At 48.3% G+C, this 17,793-nt stretch carries 14 protein-coding genes and 1 pseudogene; 2 read left to right on the forward strand and 13 right to left on the reverse strand.

The window, feature by feature from the left end; genetic code table 11:
• Positions 1–102: 102 nt before the first annotated feature.
• The 13 genes and pseudogenes from Q0256_RS11600 to Q0256_RS04480 all read right to left on the reverse strand — a co-directional run bounded on the left by Q0256_RS11600 (position 103) and on the right by Q0256_RS04480 (position 14,827).
• A pseudogene (locus tag Q0256_RS11600) lies at positions 103–2,823 on the reverse strand (carbon monoxide dehydrogenase).
• 217 nt (positions 2,824–3,040) lie between these two features.
• Positions 3,041–3,709: a nitrous oxide reductase accessory protein NosL gene (locus Q0256_RS04425; protein ID WP_297960409.1), complete on the reverse strand. Its 669-nt coding sequence runs from the start codon at positions 3,707–3,709 to the stop codon at positions 3,041–3,043.
• Positions 3,706–4,533, reverse strand: a complete 828-nt coding sequence (locus tag Q0256_RS04430) for an ABC transporter permease subunit (RefSeq protein ID WP_297960412.1) — start codon at positions 4,531–4,533, stop codon at positions 3,706–3,708. Before Q0256_RS04430 ends, Q0256_RS04425 begins: the two co-directional genes overlap by 4 nt.
• A gap of 380 nt (positions 4,534–4,913) precedes the next feature.
• The gene (locus tag Q0256_RS04435) at positions 4,914–5,630 is read right to left on the reverse strand and encodes a hypothetical protein (RefSeq protein WP_297960415.1); all 717 of its coding nucleotides are present in this window, start codon (positions 5,628–5,630) and stop codon (positions 4,914–4,916) included.
• Positions 5,614–6,252 carry an ABC transporter ATP-binding protein gene (locus Q0256_RS04440; protein ID WP_297960417.1) on the reverse strand — a complete coding sequence of 213 codons (639 nt, stop codon included), beginning with the start codon at positions 6,250–6,252 and terminating at the stop codon, positions 5,614–5,616. The genes Q0256_RS04435 and Q0256_RS04440 overlap by 17 nt, the downstream gene beginning before the upstream one ends.
• 8 nt (positions 6,253–6,260) lie before the next feature.
• Positions 6,261–7,163 carry a NapH/MauN family ferredoxin-type protein gene (locus Q0256_RS04445; RefSeq protein ID WP_297960420.1) on the reverse strand — a complete coding sequence of 301 codons (903 nt, stop codon included), beginning with the start codon at positions 7,161–7,163 and terminating at the stop codon, positions 6,261–6,263.
• 3 nt (positions 7,164–7,166) lie between these two features.
• The gene (locus tag Q0256_RS04450; RefSeq protein WP_297960423.1) at positions 7,167–7,613 is read right to left on the reverse strand and encodes a cytochrome C; all 447 of its coding nucleotides are present in this window, start codon (positions 7,611–7,613) and stop codon (positions 7,167–7,169) included.
• Positions 7,610–8,227, reverse strand: coding sequence for a hypothetical protein (locus tag Q0256_RS04455; protein WP_297960426.1), 618 nt, complete (start codon positions 8,225–8,227; stop codon positions 7,610–7,612). Before Q0256_RS04455 ends, Q0256_RS04450 begins: the two co-directional genes overlap by 4 nt.
• The gene (locus Q0256_RS04460; protein ID WP_297960429.1) at positions 8,224–9,048 is read right to left on the reverse strand and encodes a 4Fe-4S dicluster domain-containing protein; all 825 of its coding nucleotides are present in this window, start codon (positions 9,046–9,048) and stop codon (positions 8,224–8,226) included. Before Q0256_RS04460 ends, Q0256_RS04455 begins: the two co-directional genes overlap by 4 nt.
• On the reverse strand, positions 9,045–10,250 hold the full coding sequence (locus Q0256_RS04465; RefSeq protein WP_297960432.1) for a nitrous oxide reductase family maturation protein NosD: 1,206 nt from the start codon (positions 10,248–10,250) through the stop codon (positions 9,045–9,047). Before Q0256_RS04465 ends, Q0256_RS04460 begins: the two co-directional genes overlap by 4 nt.
• Positions 10,247–11,023: a cytochrome C gene (locus tag Q0256_RS04470; RefSeq protein WP_297960435.1), complete on the reverse strand. Its 777-nt coding sequence runs from the start codon at positions 11,021–11,023 to the stop codon at positions 10,247–10,249. The genes Q0256_RS04465 and Q0256_RS04470 overlap by 4 nt, the downstream gene beginning before the upstream one ends.
• 42 nt (positions 11,024–11,065) lie before the next feature.
• Complete coding sequence (nosZ, locus tag Q0256_RS04475) at positions 11,066–13,657, reverse strand: Sec-dependent nitrous-oxide reductase (protein WP_297960437.1); 2,592 nt, start codon at positions 13,655–13,657, stop codon at positions 11,066–11,068.
• Positions 13,658–13,669: 12 nt separating this feature from the next.
• The gene (locus Q0256_RS04480) at positions 13,670–14,827 is read right to left on the reverse strand and encodes a hypothetical protein (protein ID WP_297960439.1); all 1,158 of its coding nucleotides are present in this window, start codon (positions 14,825–14,827) and stop codon (positions 13,670–13,672) included.
• A gap of 298 nt (positions 14,828–15,125) precedes the next feature.
• On the opposite strand from Q0256_RS04480, the gene Q0256_RS04485 reads away from it, so the two are divergent.
• Both Q0256_RS04485 and larA read left to right on the forward strand, forming a co-directional pair.
• Positions 15,126–16,793, forward strand: a complete 1,668-nt coding sequence (locus Q0256_RS04485) for an anaerobic C4-dicarboxylate transporter (RefSeq protein WP_297960442.1) — start codon at positions 15,126–15,128, stop codon at positions 16,791–16,793.
• Positions 16,794–17,002: 209 nt separating this feature from the next.
• On the forward strand, positions 17,003–17,793 hold a 791-nt coding region (larA, locus tag Q0256_RS04490), incomplete at its 3' end, for a nickel-dependent lactate racemase (RefSeq protein WP_297960445.1).

The following is a 17,793-nucleotide window of genomic DNA, read 5'->3' on the forward strand; positions in this document are numbered from 1 at the left end:
TTGCCGTTTGGACGCGGGATTTTATTTGCCCGCGAGAGGTTAAATTTTATCATGAAATTTCGCATCGCTTTAAAATGCGATGCGAAATGAATCCGTTCGTCGCTACTGCCAGCCTAGAGCTTTACGCTTTAAGCGCATATCGCTTACCATTTTTAGCGCAAGTGCGACCGGATCGGTATCTACGTGCATCACAGAGCCAAGCGCTCGCCTGGTGCCCTCTTTGAAAAAGTGTATGACATTTGCGGAGCCGTGGATTTGATACTCGACGCAGTGATACGAGTCGATGCCCATCAGGCGGAATCCGAGCGAGGCATCGACGCCCTTTTCGTTCGCCCACTCAGGAGAGGTGAAGGCAAGCGGCAGCTCGTAGAGATTTTTGCCTAGCACTCCTGCGATACCTGCGAAAATTCCGCTGGAGCGGGTATTATCGATACACTCGCCCACATGCCATACCGGCGGAAGCTCGTCTTTTTCTAAAAACGCCCGCAGCGACGCGCCTGCTTTTTTATACGCGCTTTTTTGGCAAAAGCCCAGCTTCATTAGCGGGAACGACGCGCAGCCGTTGGTTAGGATTAGGACGTTATTTTCGATTAGGGTTTGTGCGACATCTATGATAGCGCGCTCATAAGGCACTTTAGGATTGGTGCAGCCGACCATATTTACGATGCCTAAAATTTCACCGCTTTTTAGCGCGTGCGCTAACGGCTCCATGCCGCCGTAGTGCTTATGGACGAATTCTACCGAAAAGCCCACTTCGGCCTCGACTTCGTACGGCGGAATATATACCGGCAGCCCCTTGCGCTTTTCGTGAGATTGCAATGCGCGGTCTAGAATTTTACGTGCTAAATTCCTAGTCTCGGCGATATTGCTATGGTGATGATCGTAGCCGATATGTTCGGCTCCGGGAAGCCTAGCTGATGAGCTTGTGGTAACGACCTTGGTCTGGAAGCAGTTAGCCACATCCATGATCGCAGGATAGACATCTTGTACATCGGCAACCCACAGATCAAGCGCGCCCGTGCCTATGACGAGTTCGGCAGTTACGGCGTTTGAGAGCGGTACGACGCCCCAATTGCGATACATCGCCGATAGTCCTGAACAGCACACGCCGTAAAATGCGATACCCTGCGCTCCTATTGCGCGAGCCTTGTCTTGGTACTCCTTAGAATTTCCGATCTCCACTATTAGGCTTACTAATGTCGGCAGATGTCCGTGCACGGCGATATTGACCCAGCCTTTTTTGAGTGCGCCCATATTGCTTTTAGAAGTTACGCGATCTCCTACGCCAAATAGCGCATCCGTAGCGATATTTGCAGCTACTACGCCAGTAAATGTAAAAGCAAGCCCACAGCGCAAAAGATGCTGCATCACGCTGCGCCAGTCTCCGTCCGTGCCTACACCCGTTCGGTGATATGCCTCAAAGACTTCGTTATACGCACTAATCGGCAAGATATCCAGCTTGCGCCATACCTCTTGACGCTCCTTGGGTGCGAGCGCAGTGATGGTTTTATACTCGCCGCTGCTTTGCGAAAGATCTGTTAAAAGTGTATCGGCAAGCTCAATCGCTACCTCTTTTAACTCTCTGCCTTCAGTTGGAATTCCAAAGGCTTTGGCGGTATTGATGATTTTGTATTCGCCTATTATGGGCAGATCTAATTTCCCCTGCGCCGCCCATTTTAACGATAATAAAAGCTCTCTGGCGTGCGCGCCGTGTTGAGCTACGCCCGCAGCTACTTAGCGCAGTAGGTTGCGCGACACGATGAGATCGGCGTCTGCACCGCAAGTGCCGCGATCGGCCTTTTTAGTAATTTTGCAAGGTCCCATATTGCAGATCTTACAGCATACTCCGGTAAGCCCATAGCTACACATCGGCATCTGTTTATCGAAACGATCAAACGCCGTATCTACGCCGATCTGCTCCATCCTAAGCATCATTTCGCGCACGGCGGGATCAGGGGTTTTCTCAAGTACTTCTTGTTTTGTGGGGAAGGTCTTTTTGTATTCAAGCACCGCCTTCATATAATCCGCCGTAAATTCCGCCTCGTGAAAATGCTCGAAAAGATTGCCCTGCGCGTCTTTATGGGGGTGCGGACTAGCCTCTGCGGGCACTAAAACTTTTGGGATGCCGTGCTCGTCAAATCCGATAATCGCGCGATGAGAGTGGGGCTTGTGATCATGGCAATGTTTATCGTGCTCGTGCGAGCTGATGGCGGAATCCTCGTCGCGCTCATGCGAAGACGCCGCAGAATTTGCGCCGTATTCGTGCAAATAAGCTGCGAGGTTTTCTTCTTGATCGTGTGGGTGGGTCGCAAGATCTTCGTCGTGTAGATGCGAGTGGATTGCGGAGCTATCGCTATGTTCGTGCGAGCAAGAGAAGTGGTCTTCGCTGCTTGGGCTCTTCGCAGGATTTGAGATGGAATTTGTCAAAGAATCAGCCATGGAATTTGTCGTAGAGCCTATCGCGGAATTTTGAGCGTTGCTTGCGCTTTGAGCGCTTGAGCGTGCCGCAAAGTTCGTGCTTGAAGCAGAGCTTGCGCTATCATCGTAACTCGGTGCGGAATTTTTGGCTTCGCAATCGCACTCGTCGCAGGAATTCTCACCTGCGGCGCGATTTTTAGAAATTTTGTCGCGAGCATGTGAGGCGGAAGTCGTAGAATTTGCAGCGGAATTTTGAGCGCTATTTGCGCTGTTACCAAAAACAGACGCAGCGGAGCTTTTGGGCGCGTCTGCGGCGGAATTTTCTCCCGTATTCGCAGCAGAATTTTCATCCGTCGAAGCCTTCTTATGCGAGCCTTTTTGTTTTGCGATTTTGTCATTTGCCATGACGTCTCCTTAAAATTTATTTTAAAAATAAGCGAGAATGCAGTCCTCGATAAATATACTAAAAGAATACACTATCTAATTCTTATAGATAAAATTTAACGTGATTGTATTTTTTAATTGCTTTAAATTCCCTTAATAGCGCACTAAAATAAAAGATAAAATTTTATGAATAAAATATACTAAAATAGCTGGATTTAAATTTTGCCAAGCGGCTCGATCATCTTAGATAATCGATCAGCTTGGCGGAGATTTCTCGAAACTGCAAAATTTTATGCCCCTTTTTCTCGCGCATGAAGTCTTGCGCGTCGCGCAATCTCGCAAATGTAATGAGATCGTCGCCTCTGGCGCTTTGCAGCACGCTGCCGAATACATAAAACGCGTCCTGTGCCCGCAAAATTTCGCCGCTTGCGTAATCGGTGACATAAAGCTCCGCACCGCCGAAATTCGCATCGGTGGAATTTACCTTGCGGGAATTCGCGTTAGCGGAATTTGCCTCGACTAAATTGCTGCTAGCAGGATTTTTGCTCTCAGAATTCGCTCCAGTGGAAGCTCCGCTAAAATTTGCGCCCGAGCTCTCACCCTCGAAAAAATACGCAAACATCGCCTTGGGCGAAGCAAACGCGAGCGCGCTACCGTCTTTGAGCCTTGCGTAAGCGCGAAATTCCGGATGCGCGCTAGTATCGATGCCGTATTTGGCGCAGGTGAGATTTACGTCTTTTAGCCACGCAAGATCGCGCATGCTTTTAGAATTCTGCGTCGAATCAGAGCCTGTCTTATCTGATGCGCCTAAATTCTGCGCCGAGCTAGGGCTTTGCGCCGCGGAATTTTGTATCTCAGCTGCGCCGCAAAGCGCTATAAATGCCGCCAAAATGAGTGGAAATTTCATGCCAAATCCTTCGATCTAAAGATAAAATAGCCCAAAACGAGGCTCGCTGCACCGAGGGCGATCGGGTAGAGTAGCGAAAAGGCGATGAAAGGCCCGCGCCCGAAGTGATCTAGGATGAAATACGCCGTCGTGCCGATGACTGCAAGATCGGGATCAAACAGGCTAATAGCGGCGATGCGGAAGTCCTCCATCGGGTTTGCTAGGGCGATTGCAAAGATCAGATTTTCGTTTACGCCCGTTTTTGCGAGCAGTCCGATCAGCACGAGATCCAAAAACGCAAGGCAGAAAAGCCAGACGAAAAATGCGAGCCCAAGCCCCATTTCTTGGCTTTTTGAGACGGCGCAGATCAAAAACGCGATCCCCAAAAATGCCGCGCACAAGCTAAAAAGCAGCCCCGTATAAAGCAGGCAGATCGCCCACGGAATGCCCGTGCCCTTGATCGCGCCCCAAACGATCGCAAGCAGCAGCGACAAAAATATCGGCACGAACACTCCAAATAGCCGTCCTAGCGCCTTGCCGTAGTAATACTGCGCCTGCGAGATCGGAAAGCTTAGCAGGTATTCGAGGATGTTTAGGTCGCGATCGGCTAGGATCGCCTTGCTGGTGGTTACGAGCACGAAGACGGGCAGGATGATGATGCAGATCTGAATAAACAGCAGCAGCAGTCGCGAAAGCCCGCTAAAACCGAGCACGCGCGAGTCGGTCACCCCCGTGATGAAAAACGCCGCCACGAGCCCGCTAAAGATCAGCAGATAGAGCAAAAACCAGCGCGAGCGAAAGGACTCTTTGATGTCCAAAGCGGCGATGGTGAGTAAATTTTTCATTCTTTTCCTTTATTGCGCCTCGGTGCGCTTTTTAAATTTAGATTGCTCGCGCGGCTTAAATGCGCTCGTCTTTAAATTTTAGCCTCGTTTTGCGGCGCGGATTTATAGCCTTAAATTTCGCCCGTCTAGCGTTTAAACAGGCGGCGAAATTTTATCCGCCGCCTGCGACTGCGCCTCGCGCATAAATTTTAAATTTACGGCTCCCTTGCGGCGCTTGCAAACAGCGCGTCGTTCAGTGTCGCCTATTATCCGTCATTCACGACGCTGCAAAGTAAAATTTTATCTCATCGATGGCGGCACGGGAGGCACGCTGAAATTTTACGCTTTAAATTTAGCGCAAAACATAGGCCGTTTAAAATTTCGCCTTAGCTAAAACGTCCTTAATGCGCGTGCCCCGAAGGCATATCGTGCGCAGTGTCGTTACTTTCGTGCATCTGCCCCATATCGTGCGGCGCGCCTTGAGAGTGCGTCGTGCTGCCCGCATCGCCGCCCATGCCATGATCTGAGCCGTAAGTGTGCTCCATACCGCTCATATCGTGCTTTGGCTCGCTTGTGCCGTGCTCTGCGGAGTGAGGATCTTTCATGCTGCCCATATCGCCATGGTCGTGCATGCTTCCCATATCGCCGTGCGCATCGCGACCCATATCGCCCATCCCCATGCCGTGCGAGCCGCCGCCTGCTTTAAGCGCCGCGACTACCTGATCGAAGCTGAAGTCTTGCTTGCCCTCTTGCTTGTTTTTAAACGCGCCCCAGCCAAACGACATAGGGGTTTTAAAACCGCGATAAAAGTGCGCCGTGCGTGCGTCGATAAACTCGCCGTTGCCGCTAGCGTCGTTGATGTAAATTTTGGCGTCCTTCAGCCAGTTTAGCTTGTCGTTGGTAACCATAAAATCCACTAAGCAGCCGATGTCGTCAAAGTAGTGGTTTTTGCCGTCCACGCGTACATCGACGCTGAAGCGATTATCGCTGATCGCCATCTGGCAATGCTCGCATACGTCTCTGTCGTAGTGGACGTTGCCGTAGTCTTTCTCGTCGCCGCAGCCTAAAAACGTAAGCGCCGCAAGTGCGCAAAGTAAAAATTTAAACATTTTTGTCATCTACGATCCTCCCTAGATCCATACAAATCATTCTTTTTACCAGTCCTCCCACTTCCTCGAGCCTGTGCGAGATAAAGATCAAGCTCTTATCTTTTGCGTGGTTGTGCAAAAGCGTCTTAAAATGCTCGCGCGCGCTCGGATCGAGATTGGCTGTCGGCTCGTCGAAAATCATCGCCTTGCTAGCTCTGCCGAATGCTAGTGCGATTAAAAATTTCTGCTTCATACCGCCGGATAGCTTATGGAAAGGCTTGTTTAAATTTAAACTTAGATCAAGCTCCATTTCGTCGCAAAATTTTACGATGCCTGCTCTGCTTGCGTCGGCTGTGCGCTCGGCGAAATAGATGAGCTCATTTAGGCTTAGCTTAAGCGGCGGCGGAGTTTGCGGCACGAAGCTGATACCGCGTAGTGCGCGGCTGCGCTGCTTAAACGAATCAAATCCGTCGATAGCTACGCTGCCGCTTGTGGGTATGTATTCGCCTAAAATAGTCCGCATCAGCGAGCTTTTGCCCGCGCCGTTTTGCCCGACGAAAAGCACTTGCTCGCCATCATCGATATTTAGATCGATATCTTTTAAAACGAATTGATCTGCGAATTTCTTGCTTACGTTTTTAATCTCTATCATAGGCTTCCTTAGATCATATCTTTTAGCTTATTGCCGATACTCAGTGCGTCTTGGTGACATACGTCGATACAGCGTCCGCACAGCGTGCAGTCGATCCCTTTTAGCATAAATTTGCTCTTATCACCTAGGTTTTCGGATGCCTTTTTTTTGGTGATGTCTAACACGTGCGAGACGAAGCAGACGTCTTGGCAAACGCCGCAGTGATCGCATCTGTTCTTATCCCAAGTAATCTTGCTAAGGCTTGCTTTGGCCGCAAGCGAATAGGTGCTGCCTAGCGGGCATAGATGAGTGCACCATGCTCGCCTGCTAAAAAACACTTCGAGCAAAAACACAAAAACGATCCAAAGCCCAGCCAGCGAGAAGCCGTAGATGATGAGGCGCGATAAAATTCCAACTACGTTAAAAATTTCAAAAACGAGTAGATCCGTAATCGCGCTTAGCAGCAAAAACAGCGCCCAGATCGCATATCGCATACCGCGAGGCAGGGCGCGCTCCTTGATGACGTGCTTTGAAATTAGCGTATTATGCAGCTTCTCGCCGATCTCACTAAGCGCTCCGTAAGGGCAGATCCACGAGCAAAATGCCTTGCCGCCCGCGATGAAGTAAAACAGCAAAATGGTGCCCGAGCCGATGAGCAGATTTATCGGCAGATCCTTGTGCGCGGCGATCACCTCAAGAGTCGCGAAAGGATCTGCTAGGTGAAAGCCAAGTATCCGCGAGCCGCTGATGTCGCCCTCTAAAATTTGAATATCCGCGCGAAAGGAAAGCACGAAAAGTAGATGCACCAAAAATACCGTAGCGTAGCGCAGAGCCCGAATGCTGGGGCGCCATTTGCCGCTTTTATTTTTAAGCGCGAAGGTCGAGAAAAAGCTCGTATTTTTGATCGTGCATCGCGAATTATATTTATCCAAGAGCTACTCTTTAAATTTTGAAATTTCATCCGCGAGCTTATCTAGGCTCTCGTCGCTTACGTTGGTTAAAAGCCCGCTCATTAGGCTGTTTTTGATCTTACCCGCTTTATAATCTTTGAGGCTTGCTAAAATTTGATCCTTGCTCTTGCCTCCGATCGGCGGAGCGATCTTGCCGCGTCCGTCATCGCCGTGGCAGGGCGCGCAGCTTACCAGATAGGAGCTACTAACCTTGAAATCGCGCTCTTTGACGCTCTGCTGTAAAATTTTAATATTTTTCACGTCCTTATCATCGATAAGATCGACGCTTTTGCTCTGCGGTGCGGGCTTGGCTTGCGTTTGCGGCTTGACTTCTTGCTGCGGCGCGCTAGAATCGTCCGAACTAGCCATAAAGATCATCAGCGCGATCAGCGCGACGCCTAAAATCAAAGCTAAAATTTTGCCCGGTTTCATTTCTGCTCCTTAAATTGTCGGTTGAACTCGTAAATTTCTTTCGCCATCGTCTCTATCTGCTGCTCGCTCATGCCGTTTACGAGCTGCACCATAAGAGGATTAGGCTTTTCTTTGAATTTATACTTTTTAATCATATCCACGATCTGCGCGTCGGTTTTATCCAGAAGCGACGGACCGATGATGCCGTTGGCGTAGTCGTCGTGGCACGCCGAGCAGCGCAGGATAAAATCGTGCCCGAGCCGTTTTTTCATCAGGTCGAAATTTAGCTTTTCATATTGATTTCTGATGCTTGAATACGCCACGATATTTTTGGTCGTTTCGTTCACGTCGCCGTTTAGATTAAAATTTACCTTTCGCTCGCCGTAAAAATCGTAGCTTACGAACTTATCGTCCTTCTTGGGCGCTTCGCCGCTTTTGACGCTTATGCGAGGCTTGGCAGCGTGATTTTGTTCCACGCTCTGCGGCGTAGAATTTGAACTTACAGAATTTTGCGAGACGGAATTTTGCCCTGCGGAGCTTGTCGCGGCAGAGCCTGAATCGCCGTCATCTCCGCAGCCGCATAGCAAAAGCGCCACAGCTAGCGAGCAGAGGTAGAATTTAATGGAGTTTTTCATTGTTTTCCTTCATAGATTGATTTGTAATCCGCCCGCGGGATTATCTCGATGATACGCGCCGGGCAGAGCTCTGCGCACGCGCCGCAGCCGACGCAAGCGCTGCGGATCTGCGGGGCGAAATGCGCGCCCGCTTTTATCATAGCTATGGCATCAAGCGGCTGCGGGTAAGGGCACAGCGACGCGCATAGATCGCAGAGTTTGCCCTCTTTGGCTGCCAGCGCTGAGTTTAGCTCGCGCTCCTGCTCGGTCTTGGCGGGCTTTAGGCGCAGATCGTCCTGTTTTAAAACCTGTCCGCGATACGCCAAACAGGCGTCTAAATTTTCAATCACGGCGATACCCATCGCAACCTTTTTAGGCTCGTTCATTTCGTGGCTGAGCGCGCCGCTTGGACAGGCGAGCACGCAAGGAAGCGCGCCGCAAAGATAGCAGCCTCGCTCTTTGGCGTCGATGATTGGGGTGCCGATGTCAAAAAGATGCGTAATATCGAGCAGATAGATGCTGTGATAGGGGCAGACCTGCACGCATTGACCGCACTTGATACAGCTACTGCGAAAGCCGCGCTCTGCTAGCGCCCCCGGCGGGCGTAGATATAAAGAGGCGGAATCTCCGCTAGAATTTTTTGCGGAATTTTGCTTTATGGAATTCGGCGCGGAATTTTGCCCCGCAGAATTTACGGAATTTGACGCGCCGGAATTCTGCGCTTCGCCGCCCGTAAAATTTACGGAATTTGTGGAATTCTCATCCGCAAATAAGTTCGCTGCCCCGAGTACTCCGAGCGCTCCGCCGAGTAGTTTTATCGCTTCGCGTCTATTCTTTATCATTGCCTCATCCTAGGTTTTGGATCTTTTAGCAGTAGCTCAGGCTCTGAAAACGGAGCGAGCTTGGAGATGAAATTTAAAAGCGCGATCCCGCTGGAGCCGTAAAAAAACCGCACGCTCGGTTTATGCGCCCAAAGCCTATCCGCGTAGGCGTATGAGCTGTAGCTAACGTCGCCGTAGCCGTCGCCATCGCGATCAAATCCGTCGTAATCGTCGAAGTAGTTGCCACTCCATTCGTTTTGCAAGAGCTTGGATTGGGGCGTATCGTTTAGCACGATCTCCATATTGCCTTTAAATTTATTGTTTTTAAATACGCTTTTTAGCTGCGTGGCGTGGAATTGCACGCCGATACTGTTGTATTCGATATCGTTGTTTTCAAAAACGTTAAGCGAGCCCGGTTGATAGGGGGATTGATCCAGATAAAATCCGCGGGCATTGTAAACGACTTTATTATCCGTAACCCTGAAATTTGAGCTATCCTTCATACCGATGCCTACGCCGTAAGCGCCGTCTGCATTGCGCACGACATTGCGCCTGGCTATATTATCGCTTGAAAACATAAAAAATAATCCCACGCTATTGCCGTCGTAGTAGTTATCCTCTACGACGTTATGCCCGGAGTTCATAAAGTGCAGCGAATAGCGACAGCTATGGCCTTTATTGCCCGCGACGAGATTGCCATTAGAGAAGTAAAAAACAGTGTCGCGGACGTTGTGGACGTCGTTATTTAAAATTTTATTGGCATTGGAATACCAAAGCTTGATGCCGTCGCCTTTGAAACTCGTGCGGTAGGTATTGCTTGAAATTTCGTTGCCCTCGATCGTTACGTCATTTGCCTTGCTTAGCACGACGCCATAGAGCACGTCTTTGATGAGATTATTTTTTATGATTACGCTGTTTACGTCGCTTATGTTGATCCCCGCATCTTCGCTAAGATGCTCGAAGCCTCCATTTTGAATTGTTAAATTCTTGATTGTAACATGCGGAGAGCGGACGCGGATGACCGTTCCGTTGCGATCGCCTATGATCACGGCGGAGCGGTCTAGTCCGTCGATAGTAAGGGGTTTATCGATTAAAATATTGCCGTGGTACTCGCCCGCGGCTAGTTCTATAATATCGCCCGCTTTTGCGCTATCGATCGCGTCTTGAAGCTCGCCCGCGCCTAAGCTTAGCGCGAGCGAGAATGCTAGAAGCAAAAGCCTCATCTATGCTCTCGTAGGAATTTTTTCTTAGATAGTAATGCTAACGCCGATAGCAGCGATAGGGCCAGCATCAGCCAAAAGCCAAGAGCCGGATATGAATGGGTAGTAAAATGCGCCACGCTGCCGTCGCCAAATGCTGTAGGCATGAAAGGCTTTATTTTAAACGCGCCCCAGTCTTGCAGGTTGTGCCCGAACCAATACAGCCAGCCCACGTAGCAGCCGATGAAAATAAGTGGCGCAATGATCGGCAGGATCATAAGCAGGGTCTGCCCCTTGCCGTCGTAGTACAAAAACGCAAGCATGCCGATCGTCGCGATTATGAGATAATACGGCGATAGCGAGTGCTCGAGCGTGCCGCCGCGCCAGACGGGATACATTCCGATATAGTGGTTTAGGGTATTCATCTCGCCGACATCGCCGCTAAAGCCGTCAACGTGGACGTAAAGTGGAATTCCATCGGGGAAGGCCTCCTTCGGATAGTTTGGCGCTTCGAGCGAAATTTTCCACACGGGAATGCTAGGAGCGCCCACTTCAAATTTATGCTCTATCATCGCGCCCAGATCGTTTTTAACATCGCTAGGGATTAGATGGTTTTTATACGAGGCTTTCGTGTATAAATTCCATATCGGCGCGGAGTATGCAGGTAGCTGCGAGACGCTGCTAACCTGCCCCGATACGATTTTGCCTTGGACTTTGAAAAATCCGAGCGTAGGGATGGTAAAAGCGACCGTCATAATAAGCAGCGCTAAAATCGCGTAAATTTTATACTTTGGCATTTCATCTCCTTTAAATTCTCCCCCTTGCGGGGGAGAGTGGGGCTAATTAAGACCCGCGTTCTCATCGACCCATTTTAGGTATTCGATGATATCTTTGATCTCTTCGTCTTTCATATGCTGATTAGGCATACGGAGGTTGAAGTAATTTATCATAGCCTTGACGTAGTCGTCTTCATAGAATTTAGCCGGGTCTTTGATGAAATCGGCAACCCACTTCTCGCCGTTTTCGTGGCGAAGTAGGACGCCCGTTAGATCAGGACCAGAGCTTACTTGACCGATGACGTGGCAGCCGTTGCAGCCTCCGCGTAGGTAAGCCTTCTCGCCGTTAGATGCAGCCTCGCTCATAGGAGTGGAGAGCTCGCGGATTAGGTTATTTTTAGCGCGAAGTCCGACATCTGCGGTTTTTACTAGATACTGCCAAACTTGACCTTCCCAAAGTATCGCGCCGTTCATATCGCCGGCTTTTACCGCGGCATCGGCTTTAGCTTTGGTCTCAGGAATTTTGCCGTATTGATCCAGCGCGTCATCGACTAAAGCCTTGACCTTAGGATATTTCTCGTAGTTTTTCTCTTTTAAGAATTTAACGACTGATTGGATAACGTCGTCGGTGGCTTTATTCGTAGCTACTACCTTGTCGTATTCGGCTTTTAGAGCTTCTGGGCTAAGAGCTTTTAGCATAGATGCTTTGGCCGATTCATATTTTTTGTTCGGATCTTTTACGTAGAGGTAGCCGAACATCTCAAGGTGCAGCGCAGAGCAGAATTCCGTGCAGTAGAAAGGAAATACGCCCTCTTTATCTGCGATGAAATTTACGCTCGCAGTCTTACCTGGCTCAAGCGACATATGCAAATCGTAATCATCAACCGTAAAGCCGTGAGTTTCGTCCTCGGCACGCTCTAAATTTGTCATATAGATCGTTACGTTATCGTCCTTATTAACCTCGATGTGCTCAGGATTAATATGGCTGCGGATCGCTGTAGCATAGACTTTTACGTTTTTGCCGTCGCGCTCGATGCGCTCCTGACCCGCTAGCGTCATAGCAGGGTGCTGCTTGCCGGTACGAGAGTTCGTTCCCATAGTATAGGTAGGTTTCGTATGAAGCTTGCTAGCTGCGATAGAAACTACGTCGTGCGGCTCGCCTAGACCGATAGGAAGATCGTAGAGCATCTCCATTTTAGGTCCTGTAATGTCGATCAGCTGGTGATTTTGCGGATGAAGCGGTCCGATAGGATTAAATCTATCGATCGAAAGTTTATCCAGCGCGATCACGTATTTGCCGACCGGTTTTGAGGATTTGCCCTCCATAGAATCAAGGTGTCCGATATTGTAGTGAACGTTGATCCTATCTAAAACCTTTAGCGTCTTGTAGTTCCATTTTACGATCTGGCTATCGACGTAAAGCGATGTATAGATTACGCCGTCTTGCGAATCGAAGGTGTTATGCAAAGGTCCAAGACCAAGCTCTGCTTGTCCGTGAAGCGTCTTTTGCATATCTAGGATCGGAATTCCGTATGGATCCTTGCCCGCGTATTCTTTCTTATCAATTAGCTCTTTAATCTTTTTGAAATCATAAACGCTAGCGTGAGTATCTAGTTTGCCGCCGATGATGATATAGCGACCATCAGGGCTAACGTCAACGCCGTGAGGAGATTTGGCTTCAGGGATCAAAAATAGCGCTCCTGCTTTTACGGCGGCGTCTATCGTAACGATTCTGTGTCCGTTTACGACCTTGTAGTTTTTGCTGTCTTGAGCAAGTTTTTCTAGAATTTGCCAGTTATAAACGTGCAAGTAGTCAGTATCGTTGCGGCTCATACCGGCTTCCATAGGAGGCAGACCCTTTTCGATGCCGCCTGTGTACATTTCGGAGTTGAAGCTGTTGGTAAACGCCCAGCCGAAGCTCTCACCCTTACCTGCGTCACTTAGATCTTGCATATATGGAGGAAGCTCTAGAGAAAAGGATTTATTTACGTCGATTTTGCCTTTATCGTAGTCAAATTTCCATAGCGTTACCGCGCCGCGATAAACCGCCTGATACTCTTCGATCGGGTGCCAGTCGTTATCGAAAGGGGCTGCGTATTGGCTGGTTTCGATGACGTATTCGGTATTAGGCGTTACGAAAGAGCCACCGTGATCGCTTTTGATTACGGGATTTACGACTATTTGAGTAGTTTCGAAATCGGATAAATTTATAACCGCGATTCTTGGGTTCGCCTTATCGTTGATAAAAAGATAATCGCCCACATACTCGCCGTTTTTTTCGCTGAAATTTGGATGGTGAGTATCGCCCCAGTTGATCTCTTTGCCGTTAATGGAGCCCGATCTTAAGACCGCTTTACTCTCCTCGTCAAAGCCGTATCCCTGCCAAGGCTCCGGGGTAAATACGCCGATATATTTGTAGATCCTCATCGACGGCACGCCGTAAACGAGCACCTGTCCGCTTTGACCGCCGGAAGAGAAGGCCATATAATCGTCCTTCCTACCGGTCGGCTGATAGGTCTTAGCCGCCGCCAAAACGTCTTTTTCGCTTAAATTTCGTTCTTTCATCACGCGCTCTAAGTCGCTATCTGCGGCACACAGGGCGCTTGCGGCGAACAAAACCGAGCCCAAAAGCACGGGTTTGAAACTTTTTAACATACTAATCCTTTCTTAGAATTTTAAAATTTTGCCTGATTTGCTGACTACGAGGATCGCTTCCCCGTCTGCGTACATCGCTAAAAATTCGCTTTTTAAATCCACAACCTCCTTTAATCCTGCTTTTTGATTTTCGTAAATTTTATCTTTAGTAGCGATAAACTGCGTGCCGCGGGCGCACACGATGGATTTGATCCAAGAGCCCACGCTTTTGCGCTCGCCGCTTTTTAAATTTATAAAATCCCCCTCTATATCGCCTATAAATAGCGTCCCATCGCAGTCTGCAAGCGCAGTAGTGATAGAGCCGCTTAAATTTTTATCGCCAGCTTCGGCTGAAATTTCGCTTTGAGTTTTAAGCCCCTCGTCTTGAAATTTTGCGCCTTTGAATTCTAAGCTTTGAAATTCCGCGCTCTTTGCGCCGCCAGCTTTCGTTTCGTTTGGCTCGGAGCCTTGCGCGCTTTTCGCATTATTAAATTCCGCATCTTTAAATTTCACGCTACCAAGCTCTCCCTGCGCGGCGCGATTAGGCGCTGTATCGATGCCGCTAAATTTAGTCGCGACGAGATCTGCACTAAAACAGGCTGCGCCGTTCCAGCTTGCGACGCAAAGCCCGTTAGCGCCCAGGCTAACGGCATTGATCCTGCCGTAATGAAACGAAATTCCGCGCAGCCCGTCGGGGGCGGAATTTTTATTTAAAGATTGCCCGTTTGCGGTGGAATTCTCGCCTGGGGCGTAGCCGCCATCCGCGCTGTTATCAGAGTCCTCGTCTAATCTTATTAGTTGATTCTTATCTACTACCGCGTAAATCGCGTCTTTTGCGGCATAGATCGCATCTATTTGGGCCGTGCCGCTACGCCCCGTCTTAAGCGCGCGTAAAAACTTTAATCTGTCGTTTAGTACCGCGATTTCGGCTCCGCCCCAAGCTAGATAAATTTTGCCGTTTTTAAAATTTAGAGCCGCAATTTCGTTATCGCTGTATTTTTGTGCGAACTCCACATTCCATTTAGCAGCATCAAACATCCTAAGCTCGCCGCCACTGCCGCATAAAAGCAGTCGGTGCGAGCTTGCGTCGAATGCGCCCAGACGCAGCGTGGCGTTTAGATCAAAGCTGCCAGCTGCCGCCATCTGCGATAAACAAATCAAAAAGGCAATATAAAATTTTATAAAATTCATCTTAATCCGCTCTTTGCGGAATGATACTCCTCCAAGGCTTAAAAATCGGTTTAAAGCTTGAGCTATAATGAAATTCTAAGTTTTCTTAAAAGTTGCAAAATTCTAAGATATAAAAACAGCTCTAAGTGAAATTTTATTTTTCGCATTTTTGCTATATAAATTCCGCTTTAAAATTATAATTTCAGTAAATTTTTATTTTGACAGATTTTTAAAATTCGCAACGCTCCTTTAATTTTGTTTAAATAAAAAGTTAGTATAATCGCCAAAGTTTGTTTTAAATTTTACTAAAGGAGAAACTATGGAGTTTCTGACAAGTTTGTCTGAAAGCACTCAATTCTTTTTGCAGCTCATTATAGTCTTGGGCTGTTTATTTTATGGTGCTAAAAAAGGCGGTATGGCGCTGGGAATTCTAGGCGGTATAGGCTTAGTGATCTTAGTGTTTGGATTTAGATTAGAGCCGGGTAAGCCGGCAGTGGACGTTATTTTAACTATCCTCGCAGTCGTCGTAGCAAGTGCAACGCTACAGGCTACGGGAGGACTTGACGTAATGCTTCAAATAGCGGAGAAATTGCTTCGTAAGCATCCAAAGATGGTTTGTATCATCGCTCCAACTGTTGCGTGGACGCTTACAATCTTATGCGGAACGGGACACACCGTCTATACGCTGCTTCCGATCATCTATGACGTAGCTATTAAAAATGGAATTCGCCCTGAGCGCCCGATGGCTGCTTCTACGATCTCCTCGCAGCTTGCTATCATCGCCAGCCCCGTTTCGGTTGCGGGCGTTTCTATGGTCGCGATCTTGCTAGGTCAAGGCGTGCATATAGAGGGCTTTAGTACGTATTTGGATCTGCTAAAACTCACTATCCCTTCTACTTTCATCGGTATGCTTGCGATCGGAACGTGGTCGATTTTTAGAGGTAAAGATCTGGATAAAGATCCGGAATTCCAAGAAAAGATCAAAGATCCAGAGCAGAAAAAATATATCTACGGCGAAAGCACGACCTTGCTAGGTCAAAAGCTTCCTAGGATTAAGTGGATCTGCATGTGGATTTTCTTAGCCACTATTGCGCTAGTTGCGGTTTTGGGTTACGAAAAAAGCTTGCGCCCTGCGTGGACTAAAAATGTTCCTGGCAAATCCGTAGAGATCATCGTCGATAAAAAAACGGTCAAAAATATCACGATCAAAGATGGTCAGGTCATCTCCATGGTAGACGGTGGCAAGGTCGTCTCAAACGTCAAAGAGTCTAAGGCTAAGGATGCGACGAAATTTAATAGCGTCGAAATTTACGACAAAGATAAAAAGCTAGCTCAAAGCATCGTCGCTCAAGACGGAAATGTAGTAATTACGACAGGCGATAAGAGCGAGAGCATCACAAACGCAAGCATTGTCGTAAAAGATACTATGAAAAAGACCACAAATTTAAATATGGTCTTAACCATTCAAATTTTCATGCTTCTTGCAGCATCCATCATGATGATCGCTTCGGGTATTAAAGCGGGCAATATCGCTAAAAACGAAATTTTTCATAGCGGTATGATCGCGCTCGTAGCCATTTATGGAATTTCATGGATGGCGGAGACTATGTTTACTGCTCATATCGAAATGCTTAAAGCATCCCTTGGCGAGGTCGTTAAGGCCTATCCGTGGACGTATGTCATCGTTTCGCTTTTAATTAGTAAATTCCTTAACTCTCAAGCGGCAGCGGTTGCTACTTTTGTACCGCTAGCGGTTAGCATCGGTATCGATCCGGGCCTTATTATTGCGTTTGCACCGGCTTGCTACGGATACTATATCCTACCTACCTATCCGAGCGATCTTGCGGCGATCCAGTTCGACCGCTCTGGTACTACGCACATCGGTAAATTCGTCATCAACCACAGCTTCATTTTCCCTGGGCTAATAGGCGTTCTTACTTCATGCGCGATGGGCTTTATCTTCGCTCATATTTACGGCTATTTATAATAGCTATACGCTCGCGGGCAGACGGCTCGCGAGCTTTAAATTTTAAATCCCAGCGGCTTTTTAAAATTTTATAAAATTTTGAAATTTTAAATGCTCTAAATTTTTAAATTCTAAAGCTTTCTAAATTCCGTTCATAACCCGCTCTAGGCTAATTCGTTTTAAATAAAATTTACGTTATAATCCCACCAAATTCCACATAGGAGGCAGATATGCAAATCCCTATCGCATACGGCAAAGATGATCATCTAAGCTTAGAGATAAACGAGAAAAATTTGCTCGGCGTTTTCGATCCAAACCCCGTGGCTAAATTTGACGAAACGGCGCTCATCGCAAAGGCTCTGGCAAATCCGATAAATCAAAAAAGCTTTGACGAGTTTATCGCAGGCGATGAAAAGATCGTAGTCATCGTAAACGACGGCACCAGACCTACGCCGACGGCAAAAATTTTAAAGCAAATTTATCCGAAAATCCGCGAGAAAAATAAAATTTTCATCATCGCCACGGGCTGCCATAGAGAGGGCACGCAGGAAGAATACGAGATGATCTTCGGCAAAGAAATTTACGCGGAGATCAGCGCTAAAGGCGAAGTTCACGATCACGACTCCAAGCACGACGAGATGGTCTTTTTAGGCGAGAGCAAAAACGGCACGCAGATGTATCTAAACAAAATCGTGGCAGAAGCCAAAAAGGTAATCGTCATAGGCTCGGTCGAGCCGCACTATTTTGCGGGCTACACCGGCGGAAGAAAGGCCTTTTTGCCGGGCACCGCGTCTTATGAGAGCATCACGCAAAACCATAAACTAGCTCTTAGCGCCGACGCGCAAGCTCTGCGACTAGAGGGCAACCCAGTGCACGAGGATATGATCGACGCGATGAAAGTTCTTGCGCACATCGACGTTTTTTCGATCCAGACGGTGCTTGATAGCGAGCACGGCGTGTATTACGCAAGCGCGGGCGACCTCAACGACAGCTTTTACGACTGCGTGAAAAAGGCCGACGA

Origin of the sequence: uncultured Campylobacter sp. (assembly GCF_937949835.1) — a bacterium.
GTDB lineage: Bacteria > Campylobacterota > Campylobacteria > Campylobacterales > Campylobacteraceae > Campylobacter_B.